Source organism: Geobacillus stearothermophilus ATCC 12980 (genome assembly GCF_030369615.1).
GTDB lineage: Bacteria > Bacillota > Bacilli > Bacillales > Anoxybacillaceae > Geobacillus > Geobacillus stearothermophilus.
In genome coordinates, this window is sequence record NZ_CP128494.1 from 1,084,894 (window position 1) to 1,102,740 (window position 17,847).

Consider the following 17,847-nt stretch of genomic DNA (forward strand, 5'->3'; position numbering starts at 1 on the left):
GCGCATCGGACGAACTAGGCGGATTTGTTTGCATTTGTCGCTTGGCAACAGGTATATTGTTGATAAGACATCTCACAATAAGCATGCCGCCCATTTTGCGACAGAAAAGGAGGAGTTGGATTGGTCGACGAAAAAGTCACAGCGGTCGGACCGGTTCGCGTCCATACGATTTCGACCGATAAGTACAAAACGAACACGATCGTTTGGAAAATGAAGGCCCCTCTTGCTAAAGAAACGGTCACGCTGCGCGCGCTTTTGCCATACGTCTTGCAAAGCGGCACGGCCGACTATCCGAGCGTTAAGGCGCTGCGCACCTATTTGGATGAACTGTACGGGGCGACGCTGAACGTCGATTTAACGAAAAAAGGCGAACATCATATCATGACGATTCGTATCGATGTCGCCAATGAACGATTTTTGCCGGAGCAAACACCGTTGCTTTCGAAAGCGCTTCAGCTCTTGGCCGATCTTCTGTTCCGCCCGGCTCTTGATGGCGGGCGGTTTGTCACCGACATTGTCGAGCAGGAAAAGCGGGCACTCCGTCAACGCATTCAGGCGGTGTATGATGACAAAATGCGCTATGCGAACATGCGCCTTGTAGAAGAAATGTGCAAAGGCGAACCGTACGCGCTCTCGCCTAATGGCGAGCTCGAGGATGTCGACGCCATTACAGCGGAAAGACTGCACCGCTATTATGAGCGGGCGTTGGCTGAAGATGAGCTTGACCTGTATGTCATCGGCGATATCGACGAAGAAGAGGTGCTCAACACCGTCCGTCAGCGCTTTTTGCTGTCCGACCGCGCAGAGCCGGCGCGTACGCCCCAAGCTCAGGCAAAAGCGCGTGGGGAAGTGAAGGAAGTGATCGAACGGCAAGACGTCAAGCAAGGGAAATTGAACATCGGCTACCGAACGAATGTCACATACGAGGATGACGATTACTACGCCTTGCAAATGTTTAACGGCATTTTTGGCGGTTTTTCCCATTCGAAGCTGTTCATCAACGTCCGCGAGAAGGCAAGCCTTGCCTATTATGCCGCCTCAAGGCTTGAGAGCCATAAAGGGCTTTTGATGGTCATGTCCGGCATTGAACCGGCCAACTATGAGAAGGCGCGCCGCATCATCGATGAGCAAATGCAGGCGATGAAAAACGGCGATTTCACAGATGAAGAAATGGCGCAGACGAAAGCGGTCATCCGCAACCAGCTGCTTGAGACGCTCGATACGCCGCGCGGGCTTGTCGAGGTGTTGTACCATAACGTCGTCTCAACGCGAAAGCGCCCGATCGATGAATGGATGGCCGGCACCGATCAAGTGACACGCGAGGATGTGGTGCGCGTCGCTGACAAGGTGGAGTTGGATACGGTGTACTTTTTGACCGGAATGGAGGCGACGGAAGATGGAAAAACGGGTGTATGAGACGCTGCGCGAAGAGCTGTTTTATGAAAAAATGGACAACGGTCTTGACGTGTACATTTTGCCGAAAAAGGGATTCAACAAAACGTACGCCGTGTTTACGACGAATTACGGTTCGGTGGACAACCAGTTTGTCCCGCTCGGTAAAACGGAGATGAAGCGCGTTCCGGACGGCATCGCCCATTTTTTGGAGCATAAGCTGTTTGAAAAAGAAGACGGCGACGTGTTTCAGCAATTCAGCAAACAAGGCGCCTCGGCGAACGCCTTTACGACGTTCACCCGCACCGCCTATTTGTTCTCAAGCACCGACAATGTCGAGAAAAACTTGGAAACGTTGATCGATTTTGTGCAAAGCCCGTACTTTTCCGACAAGACAGTGGAAAAAGAAAAAGGGATCATCGGCCAGGAAATCCGGATGTACGACGACAACCCAGACTGGCGCGTCTATTTCGGCGCCATCGAAAGCATGTATCACAACCATCCGGTCAAAATCGACATCGCCGGCACAGTTGAATCGATCGCCCAAATTACGAAAGAGTTGCTGTATGAGTGCTACGAAACGTTTTACCACCCGAGCAACATGCTTTTGTTTGTCGTCGGCCCGGTCGATGAACAAAAAATCATGCAGCAAATCCGCGACAACCAGGCGAAAAAGTCGTTCCCGCAAGCCCCGGAAGTGAAGCGGTTTGCGTATGAAGAACCGAGCGCAGTAGCGGAAAAGAAAAAAGTGATTCCGATGCATGTGCAGACGAACAAGTGCTTTGTCGGCATCAAAGCACCGTCCGTTCCTGAAGCCGGCGAACAAAAACTTCGGCATGAGCTTGCCTTCCACGTCGCATTAGACTATTTGTTTGGAAAAAGCTCGCCGCATTATGAACGGCTGTACCGCGAAGGATTGATCGATGATACGTTTATGTACGATTATACAGAAGAGCGCGGGTTCGGCTTCGCGTTGATCGGCGGCGATACAAGGGACGCTGAACGGCTCGCTTCGGAAATTCAAACGGTGCTGCTGTCGTTTGCCGCGGAGACTATAAAAAAGGAAGAATTTGAGCGGGTGAAAAAGAAAAAAATCGGCGCTTTTTTGCGCGCGCTCAACTCGCCGGAGTATATCGCCAACCAGTTTACGCGCTACGCGTTTTACGGCGCGAGCTTGTTTGACATTTTGCCGGCGTTGTCATCGTTGACGCTTGACGACGTTGCAGCCATTGCCGATGTGTGTTTCCGCGATTCGCAAATCGCCGTTTGCGAGGTTGTGCCAAAAGGGCAATGACAGGGGCTGACCGAAAGAGCGGTAATGCCCCTATCTGGGGCAGCATGGAAAACTAGACCACCCTGAAACCCCTGGTAAAACCAACGATTTCAGAGGTGGTCTCTTTCCCATGTTTTTCAGTTTCATTTCATCAAAAAGGGGCTTTTGCGTCAGCCCCTTTTTTGCGTCCAACAGAAGGAGGAGAACGTTCGATGCGCTATGCGTTAATTACCGGAGCGTCAAGCGCGATCGGGCAAAGCATCGCCCGCGAGCTCGCGCAAGGCGGCTATGGACTTTTTCTTCATTACTACCGGCGCCGCGCGCCCATTGAGGCGCTGCAAGCCGAACTAACCGGCGTGCACACCGTGCCGGTGGAAGCGGATTTGTCGATGCCGGGCGGGGTCGACCAACTGCTTTCCCACCTCGACCGCCCGATCGATGCCATCATTTATAACAGCGGGGCCACGTATTACGGGTTGCTTACCGACATGAATGACGAGCTGATCGAACGGATGGTGCGCCTCCATGTGACAAGCCCGGCGCAGCTTGTGAAAAAACTGCTGCCGCCGATGATTTCGAAAAAGCGCGGCCAAATTGTGTTCATTTCTTCGATTTGGGGGTTGTGCGGCGCCTCATGCGAAGCGGTGTATTCGATGACCAAGGGCGGGCAAAACGCGTTCGCCAAGGCGCTGGCGAAAGAGCTCGCCCCGAGCGGCATCCGCGTCAACGCCGTCGCGCCGGGAGCGATCGCCACAGATATGCTCCGGCCGTTCAGCGAAGAAGAATTGGCGGCGCTCGCCGATGAAATTCCGGCCGGCCGGCTCGGGACCCCTGAGGAAGTGGCGAAAACAGTGGCGTTTTTGTTGTCGGACGCCGCTTCTTACATCACCGGTCAAATCATCTCTGTCAACGGCGGCTGGTATTGTTGAGCGTATATTTTTTTCGCCCGCAGGCAAACTACCCTTGAAACGTTCATCAAGGAGGGAGGGAATGAACATGTCGGTACTGGATAACTTTGAACAATGGAAAGACTTTTTATCGGAACGTCTGCAGCAAGCGCAGCAACAAGGTTTGACCCAGCAAGTGATCTCGGATGTCGCCTATCAAATCGGGGACTATTTGGCGAAACACGTCGACCCGAGAAACCCGGAAGAACGGGTGCTCGCCGACCTTTGGAGCGTTGCGGATGAAAAAGAACAGCATGCCCTTGCCAACATGATGGTGAAACTTGTCCAACAAAAATAACACCCGGTAAAGAGAGGGGCTCCCTCTCTTTTTTCTTTCCTCTTTTCGGTTGCTTTTCCGTTCGCGGTTATAGTAGTATGAACTTAGCATAAGGCGTTCGTGCGGACAGCGGCAAGGGAGGAGACGGGATGGGCAAGCAGGAGTGGTATTTGGAGTATGAGATTCATGTCAACCGTCCAGGGTTGCTCGGCGATGTCGCCTCGTTGCTCGGCATGTTGTCGATCAACATCGTGACGATCAATGGCGTCCGGGATTCGCGCCGCGGCATGTTGCTTCTTTGCGACAGCAGCGAACAAATCGAGCGGCTGGCGACAATTTTGCGGACGATGGACAACATTACGGTGACGAAACTCCGCCAGCCGAAGCTGCTTGATCGTTTGGCCGTCCGCCATGGCCGCTACATTCAGCGCGATGCCGACGACAAAAAGACGTTTCGCTTCGTTCGCGACGAGCTTGGGCTGTTGGTCGATTTTATGGCAGAAATTTTTAAAGAAAAAGGGCATAAGCTCATCGGCATTCGCGGGATGCCGCGCGTCGGCAAGACGGAGTCGATCGTTGCTGCGAGCGTATGCGCCAATAAGCGGTGGCTGTTTGTATCATCGACGCTGATCAAGCAGACCGTCCGCACGCAGCTGATGGAAGACGAATATAGCGAGGACAACATTTTCATTGTCGACGGCATCGTTTCGACGCGCCGCGGCAATGAGCAGCACTGGCAGCTCATCCGTGAGCTGATGCGCCTCGAGGCGACGAAGGTCGTGGAACATCCGGACATGTTTGTCCGCCATACGGAATATACGCTTGATGATTTTGACTATATTATTGAGCTGCGCCATGAACCGGATGAAGACATTTCCTACGATGCGATTGAACGCCCGTCCTTGCTGGGCGGAGACGGATTTTCCGAATTTGGATTTTAATTTTAACAAGTGGAAGGTGTTGGCTGTTGACGGAACTGGGAAAACGTTTGCGGGAAGCGCGGGAGGAAAAAAACATCAGCTTGGACGAGCTGCAAGAGATGACGAAGATTCAGAAGCGGTATTTGATCGGCATTGAAGAAGGGAATTACGCCATTATGCCGGGCAATTTTTATGTGCGCGCCTTCATTAGACAATACGCCGAGGCGGTCGGCCTCGATCCGGATGAGCTGTTTGAACAATATAAGCAGGACATTCCGCAATCGTACCAAGATGATCTTCCGCAGCCGCTGTCGCGCGTGAAAACGCGCCAACAGCTTTCTGCCGAAGGGACGAAATGGCTCGACTGGCTGCCGAAAGCCTTGATCGCGGCGGCCGTCGTCGGGGCGGCCGTTCTTGTTTGGGTGCTGCTCCAGCGCGGCACGGCAAACGAGCCCCCGGCGAAAACGAGCCCGGAGACGGCGGAAGTGGAAAAGCCGAAACAGTCGCCGCTTGAACAGGCGAAACAAAAGCAGTCGGCGAAGGAAACGGACGAGAAGGCAACGAATGAAAACGGACAGCAAAATGAACAGCCAGCGCCGACTGGCGAAGAAGAACAGCCGGCTGCGGCGATGAATGTGACGGAAAAGCGCGGCAACACGGCGACGATTGAAGTCGCCAGCTCCGGCTCGTTTTCCATCGAGCTTTCATCCAAAGGAACGTCATGGGTCGAAGTATACAATACGAAAGGCCATACGTTTTACCGCGGCAACTTGACAAGCGGGCAGACGAAAACGTTCGATCTGTCGGCCGAAAGCGAAGTATGGGTGAAAATCGGGCGCACGCTCGATGTTGAGATGAAGGTGAACGGCCAACCGTTTGCCTACCCGTTTGCCCCGAAAGAGGAAGTATACCAAAAGCTGCATTTCGTGTTGAAGAAATGATGGAACAGGGCGCTTTTCCGCAGGAAGGCGCCTGCTTTTCGCACGGACTGAACTATGTTGAATGAGCGGAGGTATTTGTGGTGAACTTGCCGAATAAAATTACGGTAGCGCGCATTATGCTCATCCCGTTTTTCTTGATCGTGATGCTCGTTCCGTTCGGGTGGGGAAGCATCCAAATCGGCGGGACAGAGCTTCCGGTTGCCCATCTTGCCGGTGCGCTCATTTTCATCATCGCCTCAGCCACGGACTGGATCGATGGCTACTATGCCCGCAAATACGGGTTGGTGACGAATTTAGGAAAATTTTTAGATCCGCTTGCCGATAAACTGCTTGTGTCAGCAGCGCTTATCGTGCTCGTTGAACTCGGCGCCGCTCCGGCTTGGATGGTGATCGTCATCATCAGCCGCGAATTTGCCGTTACCGGCCTGCGGCTCGTGCTCGCCGGGGAAGGGGAAGTCGTCGCTGCCAACATGCTTGGCAAAATCAAGACATGGACGCAAATTGTCGCCATTTCCGCTTTATTGTTGCATAACTTCCCATTCTCGCTCATTTCGTTTCCGTTCGCTGAATTGGCGCTGTGGGTGGCGGTCATTTTTACGATTTGGTCTGGCTGGGATTATTTTGCGAAAAACAGACATGCGTTTTCCCATTCGAAATAGCCGGCCACAAAGGGGGAGAAAAGTCTGTTGAACGCGGAGATCATTGCCGTTGGCTCCGAACTGCTGCTCGGGCAAATTGCCAATACAAACGCCCAGTTTTTGTCGCAGCAGCTCGTCGCCTTGGGCATTAACGTCTATTTCCATACGGTTGTCGGCGACAATGCCAGCCGCCTCGAACAGGCGGTGAAAATTGCGCAAACGCGGGCGGACTTGGTCATTTTTACCGGAGGACTCGGCCCGACGAAAGATGACCTGACGAAAGAAACGATCGCCCGCCTGCTCGGCCGCCGGCTCGTGATCGACGAGGAAGCGCTCCGAGCGATTGAGGTGTATTTTGCCCGCACAAACCGGCCGATGACAGAAAACAATAAAAAGCAGGCGCTCGTCTTGGAAGGATCGACGGTGCTGAAAAACGAGCACGGCATGGCGCCAGGGATGGCGCTTGTGGCAGACGGCATTACGTACATGCTGCTGCCCGGGCCGCCGAAAGAAATGCGGCCGATGTTCAAAAAATACGGAAACGCCTTTTTGCGCCGTACGTTTTCGCTTTCCGAGCGCATCGAGTCGCGCGTCCTCCGCTTTTTCGGCATCGGCGAGTCGGCGCTCGAGACGGCGATCGCCGACTTGATCGACGCCCAGTCGAACCCGACGATCGCGCCGCTGGCCGGCGACGGTGAAGTGACGCTTCGTCTGACAGCGAAGCATCAGGATGAGGCGGAGGCGAAGCGGCTTCTTGACGAAGTGGAATCGGCCATTTTGGCGCGTGTCGGCCGCCACTGCTACGGATATAACGATGAAACGTTGTTTACAAAGACGCTCGAGCGGTTAAAAGAAAGAGGATGGACGATCGCGTCGGCCGAAAGTTTGACCGGCGGCCTTTTCCTCGAACAGCTCACCGCCCTCCCCGGCGCGTCGCAAGTCGTGCAGGGCGGTGTCGTCTGCTACACAAACGGCGTCAAAGAACAGGTGCTTGGCATACCGCGCCCGCTGCTTGAGGCAGAAGGGGCGGTGAGCGAGCCGTGCGCCCGTTTGCTTGCTGAAAACGTCCGCGCGATGTGCGATGCGGATATCGGCATCAGCTTCACCGGCGTCGCCGGACCCGATCCGCTTGAGGGCCACCCGCCCGGCACCGTGTATGTCGGCATCGCCGTCCGCGGGCGCGATGCGACTGTCCACCGTCTGATGCTGTCCGGCACGCGTGATGCCATTCGCATCCGCACCGCCAAATACGGCTGTTTTTTTCTGCTTGAGATGCTCGCGGCCGACTGCTGATCGGCCTCCCCCTTCCTTCTCCATTCTCCACCGCACATCGTTTTTTCCACCGCATGAGTATGGCGATTGTTGCTAGTTTCTCCACTGAAAAAACGAATGGACGTTCGTTTTTTGCTTGGCAATGGCCGCAAAACGCGGTATAGTATAAGTAGTCCTAGAATAAGGAGGAGTAGGTTAGTGAACCAAGATCGTCAAGCTGCATTGGAGCAGGCATTAAAACAAATTGAACGACAGTTTGGCAAGGGGGCCATCATGAAACTCGGCGAGCAAGTCGACCGCAAAGTGTCGGTCGTGCCGAGCGGTTCGCTGGCGCTCGACATCGCGTTAGGAGTCGGCGGCTATCCGCGCGGGCGGATTGTGGAAATTTACGGCCCGGAATCGTCCGGGAAAACGACCGTTGCCCTTCACGCGATCGCTGAAGTGCAAAAGCGGGGCGGGCAAGCAGCTTTCATCGACGCAGAGCACGGTGCGACCTGTTGCTGACTGAAGTATGGCGGAAACGCCGTGCGAAAAGTCAGCGGGACTGAGCATGAGTAGGTCCTAACTGCATCACCGAGAGCTCGGTGAAAATCCGAGACGGGAATGAAGGTTGGCATTCCCGCCCTAATACCCCGACGTGCGGTCATGGTGCGCAACATGACTGTACGAAGCTCGGAGAGGACGGCGAAAAGCAGACCTGAGAAGCGGTTAGCGAAGTAGCCGGGGGTCCATAAAGCTCCTATGGCTAGAGAACGCATAGCGTTGGAACGAACCACCGGAAGTACGGCTCGTAAGGCGTGGGGCGCCGAAAAAAGAAGGCGCTCACCTCCTAAGTGAGGTTCAGCCCTGGATGAGGTATTCGTGTTTGCCGAGTCTGGATTGATCCCGTAGAGGATCTTTGCCTTGAGCCCTCCAACCATGGGTAGAAAGGCGGCTGACGGGTCAGAGGTGGAGCCTAAGGGAGCATGCAAGGATAGGTGATGCGGTACAGGTGAACCACCCCAGCGGATGCCAAGGGATGCGCATCCCGATGCCGCTAAGCAGGAGGAAATGACTGCTGAAGGGGTGGGGCAGCAGCCCGTAGTAGTGATGAAGCAGGGTAAATCCTGCGGAGCGAAGGGGCATAGTCGAGTACCCTAGGTTACTAACCCAGACAATGATTAGGAAGCCGTGAGGAAATCCGTAAGGGTTTCGGTGAGCAAAACTGACTAAAAACGTGTATGGTACAAATCCGCTAGAAAGGATTTGATACTATCAACCAAACGTTTCAAGAACTAATCATTCCTAGGTCGGAGCAGGAATTCCGCGACCTACAAGACAAGATGTACGCCATTACACAATAAGTAAACTCGAGGAATACAGAAAGTGCGTACACTATATAGATGCAACGAAGAAGTTTAACATATCCTTGACGGAAAAGCGGTTTGTCCATTTTCGACTGTCGAAGGCAAGCCCTAGACTTCTCCGTCACGCCAAGGCGTGACGGAAGACCGAACAACCACCTGCTTCACAGACCCATATATGGGTCTGTGAAGCGGCGTTGTTCGGTCGCCTGACAGTCGATAAAAGCTGCAAATGGGAAATCTTCAAATTGCATCTATCCTGAAAATACCCGAACTCCAAAATGTGTAAAGTTGTAAAATTCAACATAGAGGTCTTTTCATCCTTCCGATGGTGACGAAATTTTTTTGTCATGGGAGTCTATATAGTAAAGTCTAGAGCGGATTAGTAACCGGGGTACTCGATGGAACGCCGTGTGCGGGGAAACTCGCACGCACGGTGTGAAGCGGGGGAAAATAGCCCCTCCGGGTAATGCCGAGGGTGACTATTACCTATCGCTATCGCTCGACCCCATCTATGCACAAAAATTAGGGGTCAATATCGATGAATTGCTGCTTTCCCAGCCTGACACGGGCGAGCAGGCGCTCGAAATCGCGGAAGCGCTCGTGCGAAGCGGCGCGGTCGATATTATCGTCATCGACTCGGTGGCGGCGCTCGTGCCGAAAGCGGAAATTGAAGGGGAGATGGGGGACGCTCACGTCGGCCTGCAAGCGCGGCTTATGTCCCAGGCGCTTCGCAAGCTGTCCGGCGCCATTAACAAGTCAAAAACGATCGCCATCTTCATCAACCAAATTCGCGAAAAAGTCGGCGTCATGTTTGGCAACCCGGAAACGACGCCGGGCGGGCGGGCGCTCAAGTTTTACGCTTCCGTCCGCCTAGAGGTTCGTCGCGCCGAGCAAATCAAGCAAGGCAATGATATGGTCGGCAACAAGACGAAAATCAAAGTCGTCAAAAACAAAGTCGCGCCGCCGTTTAAAACGGCTGACGTCGACATTATGTACGGCGAGGGCATTTCCCGCGAAGGGGAAATCATCGATATGGCGTCTGAACTTGACATTGTGCAAAAAAGCGGCTCATGGTATTCGTACAAAGACGAACGGCTCGGCCAAGGTCGGGAGAATGCAAAACAATTTTTGAAAGAAAACCCGCATATCGCCGAAGAAATCGCCCGCGCCATCCGCAAACATTACGGCATCGATGATGGCGAAGCAGGCGGCGAACCGATGCAAGACGAATTTGGGCTGCTTGAGGAATAACAGACGGAAGGCGTCCTGGCATGACTGGGGCGCCTTTTTCCTAGCTGCCGAAACGGAACGGCCATTCACGTCCCTTTGCAGGATATGCCGGAGGACGCCCGACTAACTTGCAGGCGGTTCTGTTTCTTTTCGCATTTTGCCAAAAAGAAGAGGAAGAGCAGAACGCTCTGTGTGCCGCGGCTTAAGAAGGGCTCCTGTGTAATATCTTGACAATTCCTACCGCCGCCTTTACAATGAACATGTATATTTATCCATGTACACGGCAGGGTCGCGTGACCGCCCGCAGCGGCGTACTGCTTGGATGCGGGGGCGCGTGGAAATGGCCAGGCAAACGACCAAGCCAATGGGTTGAAAACGGGAATGTCCATCTGCGTCGGACGATGGCGCGAAGAAGGCGCAAGGGAAAACGAAATAGCAAGAGGAGGTGAAACGATGGGTTCGATCATCATCTCCGCTTTGCTTGCCTTAGTCATTGGTGCCGTTGTTGGCTTTTTTGTTCGCAAATCGATTGCCGAAGCGAAAATCGGCGGCGCGAAAGCAGCTGCCGAGCAGCTGATTGAAGAGGCGAGACGCGAGGCGGACGCCTTGAAAAAAGAGGCGCTTCTCGAAGCGAAAGACGAGATTCATAAATTGCGGACGGAAGCGGAGCGCGACATCCGCGACCGGAGAAGCGAGCTCCAAAAACAAGAAAACCGCTTGATGCAAAAGGAGGAAAACCTCGATCGCAAAGATGAAGCGCTCAACAAACGCGAGGCGCTGCTTGAAGCGAAGGAAGAAGCGTTAAACGAAAGACAACAGCATATTGAACAAATGGAAAGCAAAGTGGAAGCGCTCGTGAAGCAGCAACAAACCGAACTCGAACGCATTTCCGGCCTGACGCGTGACGATGCGCGCCAGCTCATTTTGGAACGCGTTGAAAAAGAACTGTCCCATGAGATTGCCATGATGATCAAAGAGGCGGAAACGCGGGCGAAAGAGGAAGCGGACAAGCGGGCGAAAGCGATTTTGTCGCTGGCCATCCAGCGCTGTGCCGCCGACCATGTCGCCGAAACGACGGTGTCCGTCGTCAACTTGCCAAACGATGAAATGAAAGGGCGGATCATCGGGCGCGAAGGGCGGAACATTCGCACGCTTGAGACGCTGACTGGCATCGATTTAATTATCGATGATACGCCGGAAGCGGTGATTTTGTCCGGATTTGATCCGATTCGCCGCGAAACGGCGCGCATCGCGTTAGACAAGCTTGTGCAAGACGGACGCATCCACCCGGCGCGCATTGAAGAAATGGTGGAAAAGGCGCGCCGCGAAGTCGATGAGCACATTCGCGAAGTCGGTGAGCAGACGACGTTTGAAGTCGGCGTCCATGGCTTGCATCCGGATTTGATCAAAATTTTAGGGCGGCTGAAGTTCCGGACGAGCTACGGACAAAACGTCTTGAAACATTCGGTGGAAGTGGCGTTTTTAGCCGGACTGATGGCGGCCGAACTCGGAGAAGACGAAATGTTGGCGCGCCGGGCCGGCTTGCTTCATGATATCGGCAAGGCGATCGACCATGAGGTTGAAGGCAGCCACGTGGAGATCGGCGTCGAGCTGGCGACGAAGTACAAAGAACATCCCGTCGTCATCAACAGCATCGCCTCCCACCATGGCGACACCGAGCCGACATCGGTCATCGCGGTGCTTGTGGCGGCGGCGGATGCGCTCTCCGCAGCGCGGCCGGGAGCGCGTAGCGAGACGCTGGAAAACTATATTCGCCGCTTAGAGAAACTGGAGGAAATCGCGGAATCGTACGAAGGCGTGGAAAAATCGTACGCCATCCAGGCCGGCCGCGAAGTGCGCATCATGGTCAAGCCGGATATGATCGACGATTTGGAAGCGCACCGGTTGGCGCGTGACATCCGCAAACGGATTGAAGAAGAGCTCGACTACCCGGGCCATATTAAAGTGACCGTCATCCGTGAAACGCGCGCGGTCGAATATGCGAAATAAAGTGGCATCCTATTGCCACTTTATTTTTCTTTGAAAATAATGAATCCATGAGCGGTTATTTTCATGCTTGGGTGGCGAGTAAAAGCTTACTCATGGATGTTTTTTGTGCGTAAAATGAGAAAGTACAATGGATCCGCGCCACCTTTGAAGCGAAGCGCCATATTTTTTTGATTAGAAAGGGATCGATCATGAGAATCTTATTTATCGGCGATGTCGTCGGTTCGCCGGGGCAAAAAATGGTCGAGCATTATTTGCCGAAATTAAAAGAAAAACACCGTCCCGATATCGTCATCATCAACGGTGAAAACGCCGCCGGCGGGAAAGGGATCACCGAGCCGATTTACCGGGCGTTTTTGGCCCAAGGAGCCCATGTTGTGACATTAGGCAACCATGCGTGGGACAAGCGTGATATTTTTGAATTCATCGATCAGGCGAAGGCGCTCATCCGCCCGGCGAACTATCCGCCCGGCACACCGGGAAAAGGCATCGTCTACGTGCCGACCGAGCAAGGGGAGGCGGCGGTCATCAACTTGCAAGGGCGGACGTTTTTGCCGGCGATTGACTGTCCGTTTCAAAAAGCGGATGAATTGATTGCCGCTGCCTCGACGCGCACGTCGGTCATCATTGTTGATTTTCACGCTGAGGCGACAAGCGAAAAACAGGCGATGGGCTGGCACTTGGATGGGCGCGTGTCGGCCGTCATCGGCACGCATACGCACGTTCAGACGGCGGACAATCGCATTTTGCCGAAGGGTACGGCGTACATTACCGATGTCGGCATGACCGGCCCGTATGACGGCATTTTAGGGGTTGACCGCGACGCGGTGCTGCGCAAATTTTTAACCGGACTGCCGGTCCGGTTCGGCGTCAAGGAAGGACGAAGCCAGCTGAACGCGGTGCTTGTCGATGTTGATGGAAAAAGCGGGCGTGCGCTTGGCATTGAACGGTTGATCATTAATGACGACCACCCATATTTTGAATAATCGTTTCTTTAAAAAATTTTAAAAACAAGCTTCTCCTCAGCAGGAATAGTTGTCGAAACAGTGAATATAGTTACAGTGAAGACATTTTACCGTAATCTATTTTTCAAGGGGACGAGGGAGGAGCTAGAAATGGAAATATTAAAAGTTTCAGCAAAGTCGAATCCGAACTCTGTAGCCGGTGCACTTGCCGGGGTGCTGCGCGAGCGCGGCGCGGCGGAAATTCAGGCGATCGGTGCAGGTGCATTGAACCAAGCCGTTAAGGCAGTAGCGATCGCACGAGGGTTTGTGGCACCAAGCGGCATGGACTTGATTTGCATTCCGGCGTTTACCGATATTATTATTGACGGAGAAGAGCGGACCGCCATTAAATTAATCGTCGAACCTCGTTAACTCGATGATGAGTCAATGGTAAAATATAACCTGTTGGCGCCTTCGCTGTAGAAGGCAGGCAGGTTATTTTTGCTTTTTTAAGGGGGAAAACGAATGATTTTCGATGTCCACTGTGATGCGCTCATGAAGCTATGGCAAGACCGGTCGTTGTCGTTTCACGATGGGGCACCGCTTCATGTCACCTTTTCTGGCATGGCGGAAGCGGGAATAAAAGTGCAATGTTTTGCCATTTACGTGCCGGAAACCGTGCCGGAAGAAGCCCGGTTCACAGCGGCATTGGAGATGGTGGACATTTTCTTTGCCCGCATCGTCGAGGCGTTCCCGTCCGTCAAGTTTGTGCGGACGAAGCAGGATATCGCCGCACTGAAAGAAGGGGAAATTGGCGCGATGTTGACGCTCGAAGGATGCGACGCCATCGGTGCCAACCTTGTCAAGTTAAAGACGCTTCTTCGCCTCGGCGTCGCTTCTGTCGGCCTGACGTGGAACTTTCCAAACGCCGTCGCCGACGGGGCGTGGGAGAAGCGCGGCGCCGGCTTGACCGCGTTTGGCCGGCAAGTCGTCGAGCTGCTCAATGAAACAAAGCGGTGGGTCGATGTGTCCCATTTGTCGGAAAGAGCGTTTTGGGATGTGATCGAAACAGCCTGTTTTCCGATCGCTTCTCATTCGAACGCCCATCGCCTCTGCCCGCATCCGCGCAATCTGACGGACGAGCAGCTGAAAGCGCTGATTGAAAAAGACGGGATGATTGGCATCAATTTTGTCCCGTACTTTTTAACGAAGGACAAACGGAGAGCAACGATCGCCGATGTGCTTCGCCATCTTGACCATGTATGTGCGCTCGGAGGGGAAAACAACGTCGGGTTCGGCTCCGACTTTGACGGCATTACGGAAACGGTTTCCGGCCTTGAAACGGTGAAGCAATACGACCAGCTCGTCAATGAGTTGTACAAGCATTACTCCGCCGAACAAGCATCCCGCTTTTTATTCGGCAACTTCTACGCCCATTTACCGGAGTGACGAATATCACGGAGTATCGGATCTGCGTATCCTAAAATATTATAGATGCAATTTGAAGATTTACCATTTGCAGCTTTTATCGACTGTCAGGCGACCGAACAACGCCGATTCACAGACCCATATATGGGTCTGTGAAGCAGGTGGTTGTTCGGTCTTCCGTCACGCCTTGGCGTGACGGGGCAAGCCTATGGCTTGCCTTCGACAGTCGAAAATGGACAAACCGCTTTTCCGTCAAGGATATGTTAAACTTCTTCGTTGCATCTATCCTGAAAATACCCGAACTCCAAAATGTGTAAAGTTGTAAAATTCAACATAGAGGTCTTTTCATCCTTCCGATGGTGACGAAATTTTTTTGTCATGGGAGTCTATATAGAAGACAGGGCATCCGCGGTGCCGGCTGAAAAAGGCGTTCAAAATGATAGTTTCCTTGTCAGAAAAGTGGTACAATAGTAGCGAAAGGCTGGAGTGAATATGAAGGGGTGTAAGCATGATCGAACAGCTGTCATGGAAGGTGGGCGGCCAGCAAGGGGAAGGAATTGAAAGTACAGGAGAAATTTTTTCCACAGCGCTGAACCGCCTCGGATATTACTTATATGGATACCGTCATTTTTCTTCACGCATCAAAGGGGGTCATACGAACAACAAAATCCGCGTCAGCACGAAGCCGGTGCGGGCGGTCGCAGACGATTTGGACATCTTGGTGGCGTTCGACCAAGAGACGATTGACTTCAACTTTCACGAGCTGCACAGCGGCGGCATCGTCATGGCGGACGCCAAGTTCAATCCGGTCATTCCGGAGCGGGAAGGGGTCGTCCTTTATGCCGTTCCGTTTACTGATATCGCCACAAGCCTTGGTAACTCGCTCATGAAAAACATGGTTGCCATCGGCGCGACGAGTGCAGTGCTCGGATTGGATCCGGCCGTGTTCGAAAGCGTTGTCGCCGACACGTTTGGCCGCAAAGGGGCGCAAGTCGTCGAGAAAAACATGGAAGCGATCCGCGCCGGAGCCGAATATATGAAAGAGCTGTTGGGCGGGCGCGTCGAACCTATGAAACTGGCAAAAGCGGACGGCAAACAGCGGATGTTCATGATCGGCAACGACGCGATCGCCTTGGGCGCCTTGGCCGGCGGGGCGCGCTTTATGGCGGCGTATCCGATCACCCCCGCCTCGGAAATTATGGAGTATTTAATTAAAAAGCTTCCGGATCTCGGCGGCACGGTCATCCAAACAGAAGACGAAATCGCCGCCTGCACGATGGCGATCGGCGCCAACTACGCCGGCGCCCGGGCGTTCACCGCTTCCGCTGGTCCGGGTCTGTCGCTCATGGCTGAAGCGATCGGCTTAGCCGGAATGACAGAAACGCCGCTTGTTGTGGTTGACACGCAGCGCGGCGGCCCGAGCACCGGCTTGCCGACGAAGCAAGAACAATCGGACTTGCTTGCGATGATTTACGGCACGCACGGGGAAATCCCGAAAATCGTCATGGCGCCAAGCACGGTTGAAGAAGCGTTTTATGACATGGCAGAAGCGTTCAACTTGGCTGAAGAATATCAGTGTCCGGTCATTTTCTTGTCGGATTTGCAGCTGTCGCTCGGCAAACAAACGGTCGAGCCGCTCGATTACGACCGGATCGAGATTCGCCGCGGCAAACTCGTCAGCGAGGAATTGCCGCCGCTTCCGGGCAAAGACAACTTCAAACGATATGAGGTGACGCCGGACGGCATTTCGCCGCGGGTGCTGCCGGGAACGAAACACGGCATCCACCACGTCACCGGGGTCGAGCATGCCGAAACGGGCCGCCCGTCGGAAACGGCAGCGAACCGCCGGACGCAAATGGAAAAGCGGCTGCGCAAACTCGAGCACATCCACTTCCCGACGCCGGTGCACAAACAACTCCGCCACGAAGAACCGGATTTGCTCCTTGTTGGCTTTTTATCGACGCGCGGAGCGATTGAGGAAGCGATCGAACGCCTCGAGCAGGACGGTGTTAAAGTCAACCATGCGCACATCCGCCTGCTTCATCCGTTCCCGGTTGACGACGTGCGGCCGCTTGTCGAAAAAGCGAAGCGGGTCGTCGTCGTTGAGCAAAAAGCGACCGGGCAATTGGCAAGCTTGTTGAAAATGCATGTCGGGCATGCGGACAAAATCGCCAGCGTCTTGAAATTTGACGGCAATCCGTTTTTGCCGGGCAATGTCTATACTAAATGCAAGGAGTTGTTAGCACAATGGCCACCTTTAAAGATTTCCGCAATGATGTGAAGCCAAACTGGTGTCCGGGCTGCGGCGACTTTTCCGTTCAGGCCGCCATTCAGCGCGCCGCTGCCAACCTCGGTTTGGAGCCGCACGAACTCGCGGTCATTTCCGGGATCGGCTGCTCCGGCCGCATTTCCGGCTACATTCATTCCTATGGGTTTCACGGCACGCACGGCCGCGCCTTGCCGCTCGCCCAAGGGGTGAAAATGGCGAACCGCAACTTGACGGTCATCGCCGCCGGCGGCGACGGTGATGGGTTTGCGATCGGCATGGGGCATACGGTTCATGCCATTCGCCGCAACATTGACATCACGTATATCGTCATGGACAACCAAATTTACGGGCTGACAAAAGGCCAAACATCGCCTCGCAGCGCCACCGGGTTTCAAACGAAAAGTACGCCGCAAGGGTCGATCGAGCCGGCGTTGTCGCCGCTTGAAATCGCGTTAAGCGCCGGAGCGACGTTTGTGGCGCAAAGCTTTTCAAGCGACCTAAAAGAGTTGACAAGCTTAATTGAAGAAGGCATCAAACATAAAGGATTTTCCCTCATTAACGTCTTCAGCCCGTGCGTCACGTACAATAAAGTCAACACGTACGAATGGTTTAAAGAGCGGCTGGTGAAAGTGAGCGACATTGAAGGGTACGACCCGTCCGACCGGGCGATGGCGATGCAGACGGTGATGAAATACGACGGGCTTGTCACCGGGCTCATTTACCAAAATAAAGAGCAAAAATCATACCAAGAACTCGTCCCGGGCTACCGTGATACACCGCTTACTGAAGCCGATTTGAAATTGAGCAAAGAAAAGTTTGCCGAGCTTGTAGCAGAGTTTATGTAACATATAGAAAGATTGGAAGTGATTCACACTCGATGGGGGGCTTGCCTCATCGGGCGTTTTTTGTTATCATAGCGTGTTCCGGACATCCGGAATAAATCCCATTGTGTTTCATGACGGT

Annotated in this window: 14 protein-coding genes and 2 pseudogenes; all 16 read left to right on the forward strand. The window is 53.8% G+C overall.

What is annotated here, in order from left to right; all coding sequences use genetic code 11:
- Positions 1-120 precede the first annotated feature (120 nt).
- A complete protein-coding gene (gene yfmF / locus QSJ10_RS05835) occupies positions 121-1,416 on the forward strand; it encodes an EF-P 5-aminopentanol modification-associated protein YfmF (protein WP_053532332.1) in 1,296 nt (431 codons plus the stop codon).
- On the forward strand, positions 1,397-2,686 hold the full coding sequence (gene yfmH, locus QSJ10_RS05840; protein WP_049624705.1) for an EF-P 5-aminopentanol modification-associated protein YfmH: 1,290 nt from the start codon (positions 1,397-1,399) through the stop codon (positions 2,684-2,686). The genes yfmF and yfmH overlap by 20 nt, the downstream gene beginning before the upstream one ends.
- Before the next feature lie 191 nt (positions 2,687-2,877).
- Positions 2,878-3,594 (forward strand): elongation factor P 5-aminopentanone reductase, encoded by a 717-nt coding sequence (ymfI, locus tag QSJ10_RS05845; RefSeq protein WP_053532333.1) that lies wholly within the window; start codon positions 2,878-2,880, stop codon positions 3,592-3,594.
- 67 nt (positions 3,595-3,661) lie between these two features.
- Entirely contained in the window at positions 3,662-3,910 is a 249-nt protein-coding gene (locus tag QSJ10_RS05850) for a DUF3243 domain-containing protein (RefSeq protein WP_033016862.1), read from the forward strand.
- A gap of 128 nt (positions 3,911-4,038) precedes the next feature.
- On the forward strand, positions 4,039-4,830 hold the full coding sequence (locus QSJ10_RS05855; RefSeq protein WP_033012189.1) for a DUF3388 domain-containing protein: 792 nt from the start codon (positions 4,039-4,041) through the stop codon (positions 4,828-4,830).
- A 26-nt stretch (positions 4,831-4,856) separates the two neighbouring features.
- Positions 4,857-5,750 (forward strand): helix-turn-helix domain-containing protein, encoded by an 894-nt coding sequence (locus QSJ10_RS05860; RefSeq protein WP_033016821.1) that lies wholly within the window; start codon positions 4,857-4,859, stop codon positions 5,748-5,750.
- A gap of 80 nt (positions 5,751-5,830) precedes the next feature.
- Positions 5,831-6,409, forward strand: a complete 579-nt coding sequence (gene pgsA, locus QSJ10_RS05865) for a CDP-diacylglycerol--glycerol-3-phosphate 3-phosphatidyltransferase (RefSeq protein ID WP_033016861.1) — start codon at positions 5,831-5,833, stop codon at positions 6,407-6,409.
- Between the two features lie 27 nt (positions 6,410-6,436).
- Positions 6,437-7,681 carry a competence/damage-inducible protein A gene (locus tag QSJ10_RS05870; RefSeq protein WP_053532334.1) on the forward strand — a complete coding sequence of 415 codons (1,245 nt, stop codon included), beginning with the start codon at positions 6,437-6,439 and terminating at the stop codon, positions 7,679-7,681.
- 177 nt (positions 7,682-7,858) lie between these two features.
- A pseudogene (locus tag QSJ10_RS05875) lies at positions 7,859-8,146 on the forward strand (recombinase RecA); the annotation flags it as partial.
- A 1,355-nt stretch (positions 8,147-9,501) separates the two neighbouring features.
- Positions 9,502-10,257 (forward strand): annotated as a pseudogene (recA, locus tag QSJ10_RS05880) (recombinase RecA); the annotation flags it as partial.
- 432 nt (positions 10,258-10,689) lie between these two features.
- The gene (gene rny / locus QSJ10_RS05885) at positions 10,690-12,246 is read left to right on the forward strand and encodes a ribonuclease Y (RefSeq protein WP_033012175.1); all 1,557 of its coding nucleotides are present in this window, start codon (positions 10,690-10,692) and stop codon (positions 12,244-12,246) included.
- Between the two features lie 188 nt (positions 12,247-12,434).
- Positions 12,435-13,229 (forward strand): TIGR00282 family metallophosphoesterase, encoded by a 795-nt coding sequence (locus QSJ10_RS05890; RefSeq protein WP_033017459.1) that lies wholly within the window; start codon positions 12,435-12,437, stop codon positions 13,227-13,229.
- A 129-nt stretch (positions 13,230-13,358) separates the two neighbouring features.
- Positions 13,359-13,619 (forward strand): stage V sporulation protein SpoVS, encoded by a 261-nt coding sequence (spoVS, locus tag QSJ10_RS05895; protein WP_003251598.1) that lies wholly within the window; start codon positions 13,359-13,361, stop codon positions 13,617-13,619.
- Between the two features lie 93 nt (positions 13,620-13,712).
- The gene (locus tag QSJ10_RS05900) at positions 13,713-14,636 is read left to right on the forward strand and encodes a dipeptidase (RefSeq protein ID WP_033017458.1); all 924 of its coding nucleotides are present in this window, start codon (positions 13,713-13,715) and stop codon (positions 14,634-14,636) included.
- A gap of 487 nt (positions 14,637-15,123) precedes the next feature.
- Positions 15,124-16,896, forward strand: coding sequence for a 2-oxoacid:acceptor oxidoreductase subunit alpha (locus tag QSJ10_RS05905; protein ID WP_053532780.1), 1,773 nt, complete (start codon positions 15,124-15,126; stop codon positions 16,894-16,896).
- The gene (locus tag QSJ10_RS05910) at positions 16,863-17,729 is read left to right on the forward strand and encodes a 2-oxoacid:ferredoxin oxidoreductase subunit beta (RefSeq protein WP_033017277.1); all 867 of its coding nucleotides are present in this window, start codon (positions 16,863-16,865) and stop codon (positions 17,727-17,729) included. Before QSJ10_RS05905 ends, QSJ10_RS05910 begins: the two co-directional genes overlap by 34 nt.
- The last annotated feature ends 118 nt before the right edge of the window (positions 17,730-17,847 follow it).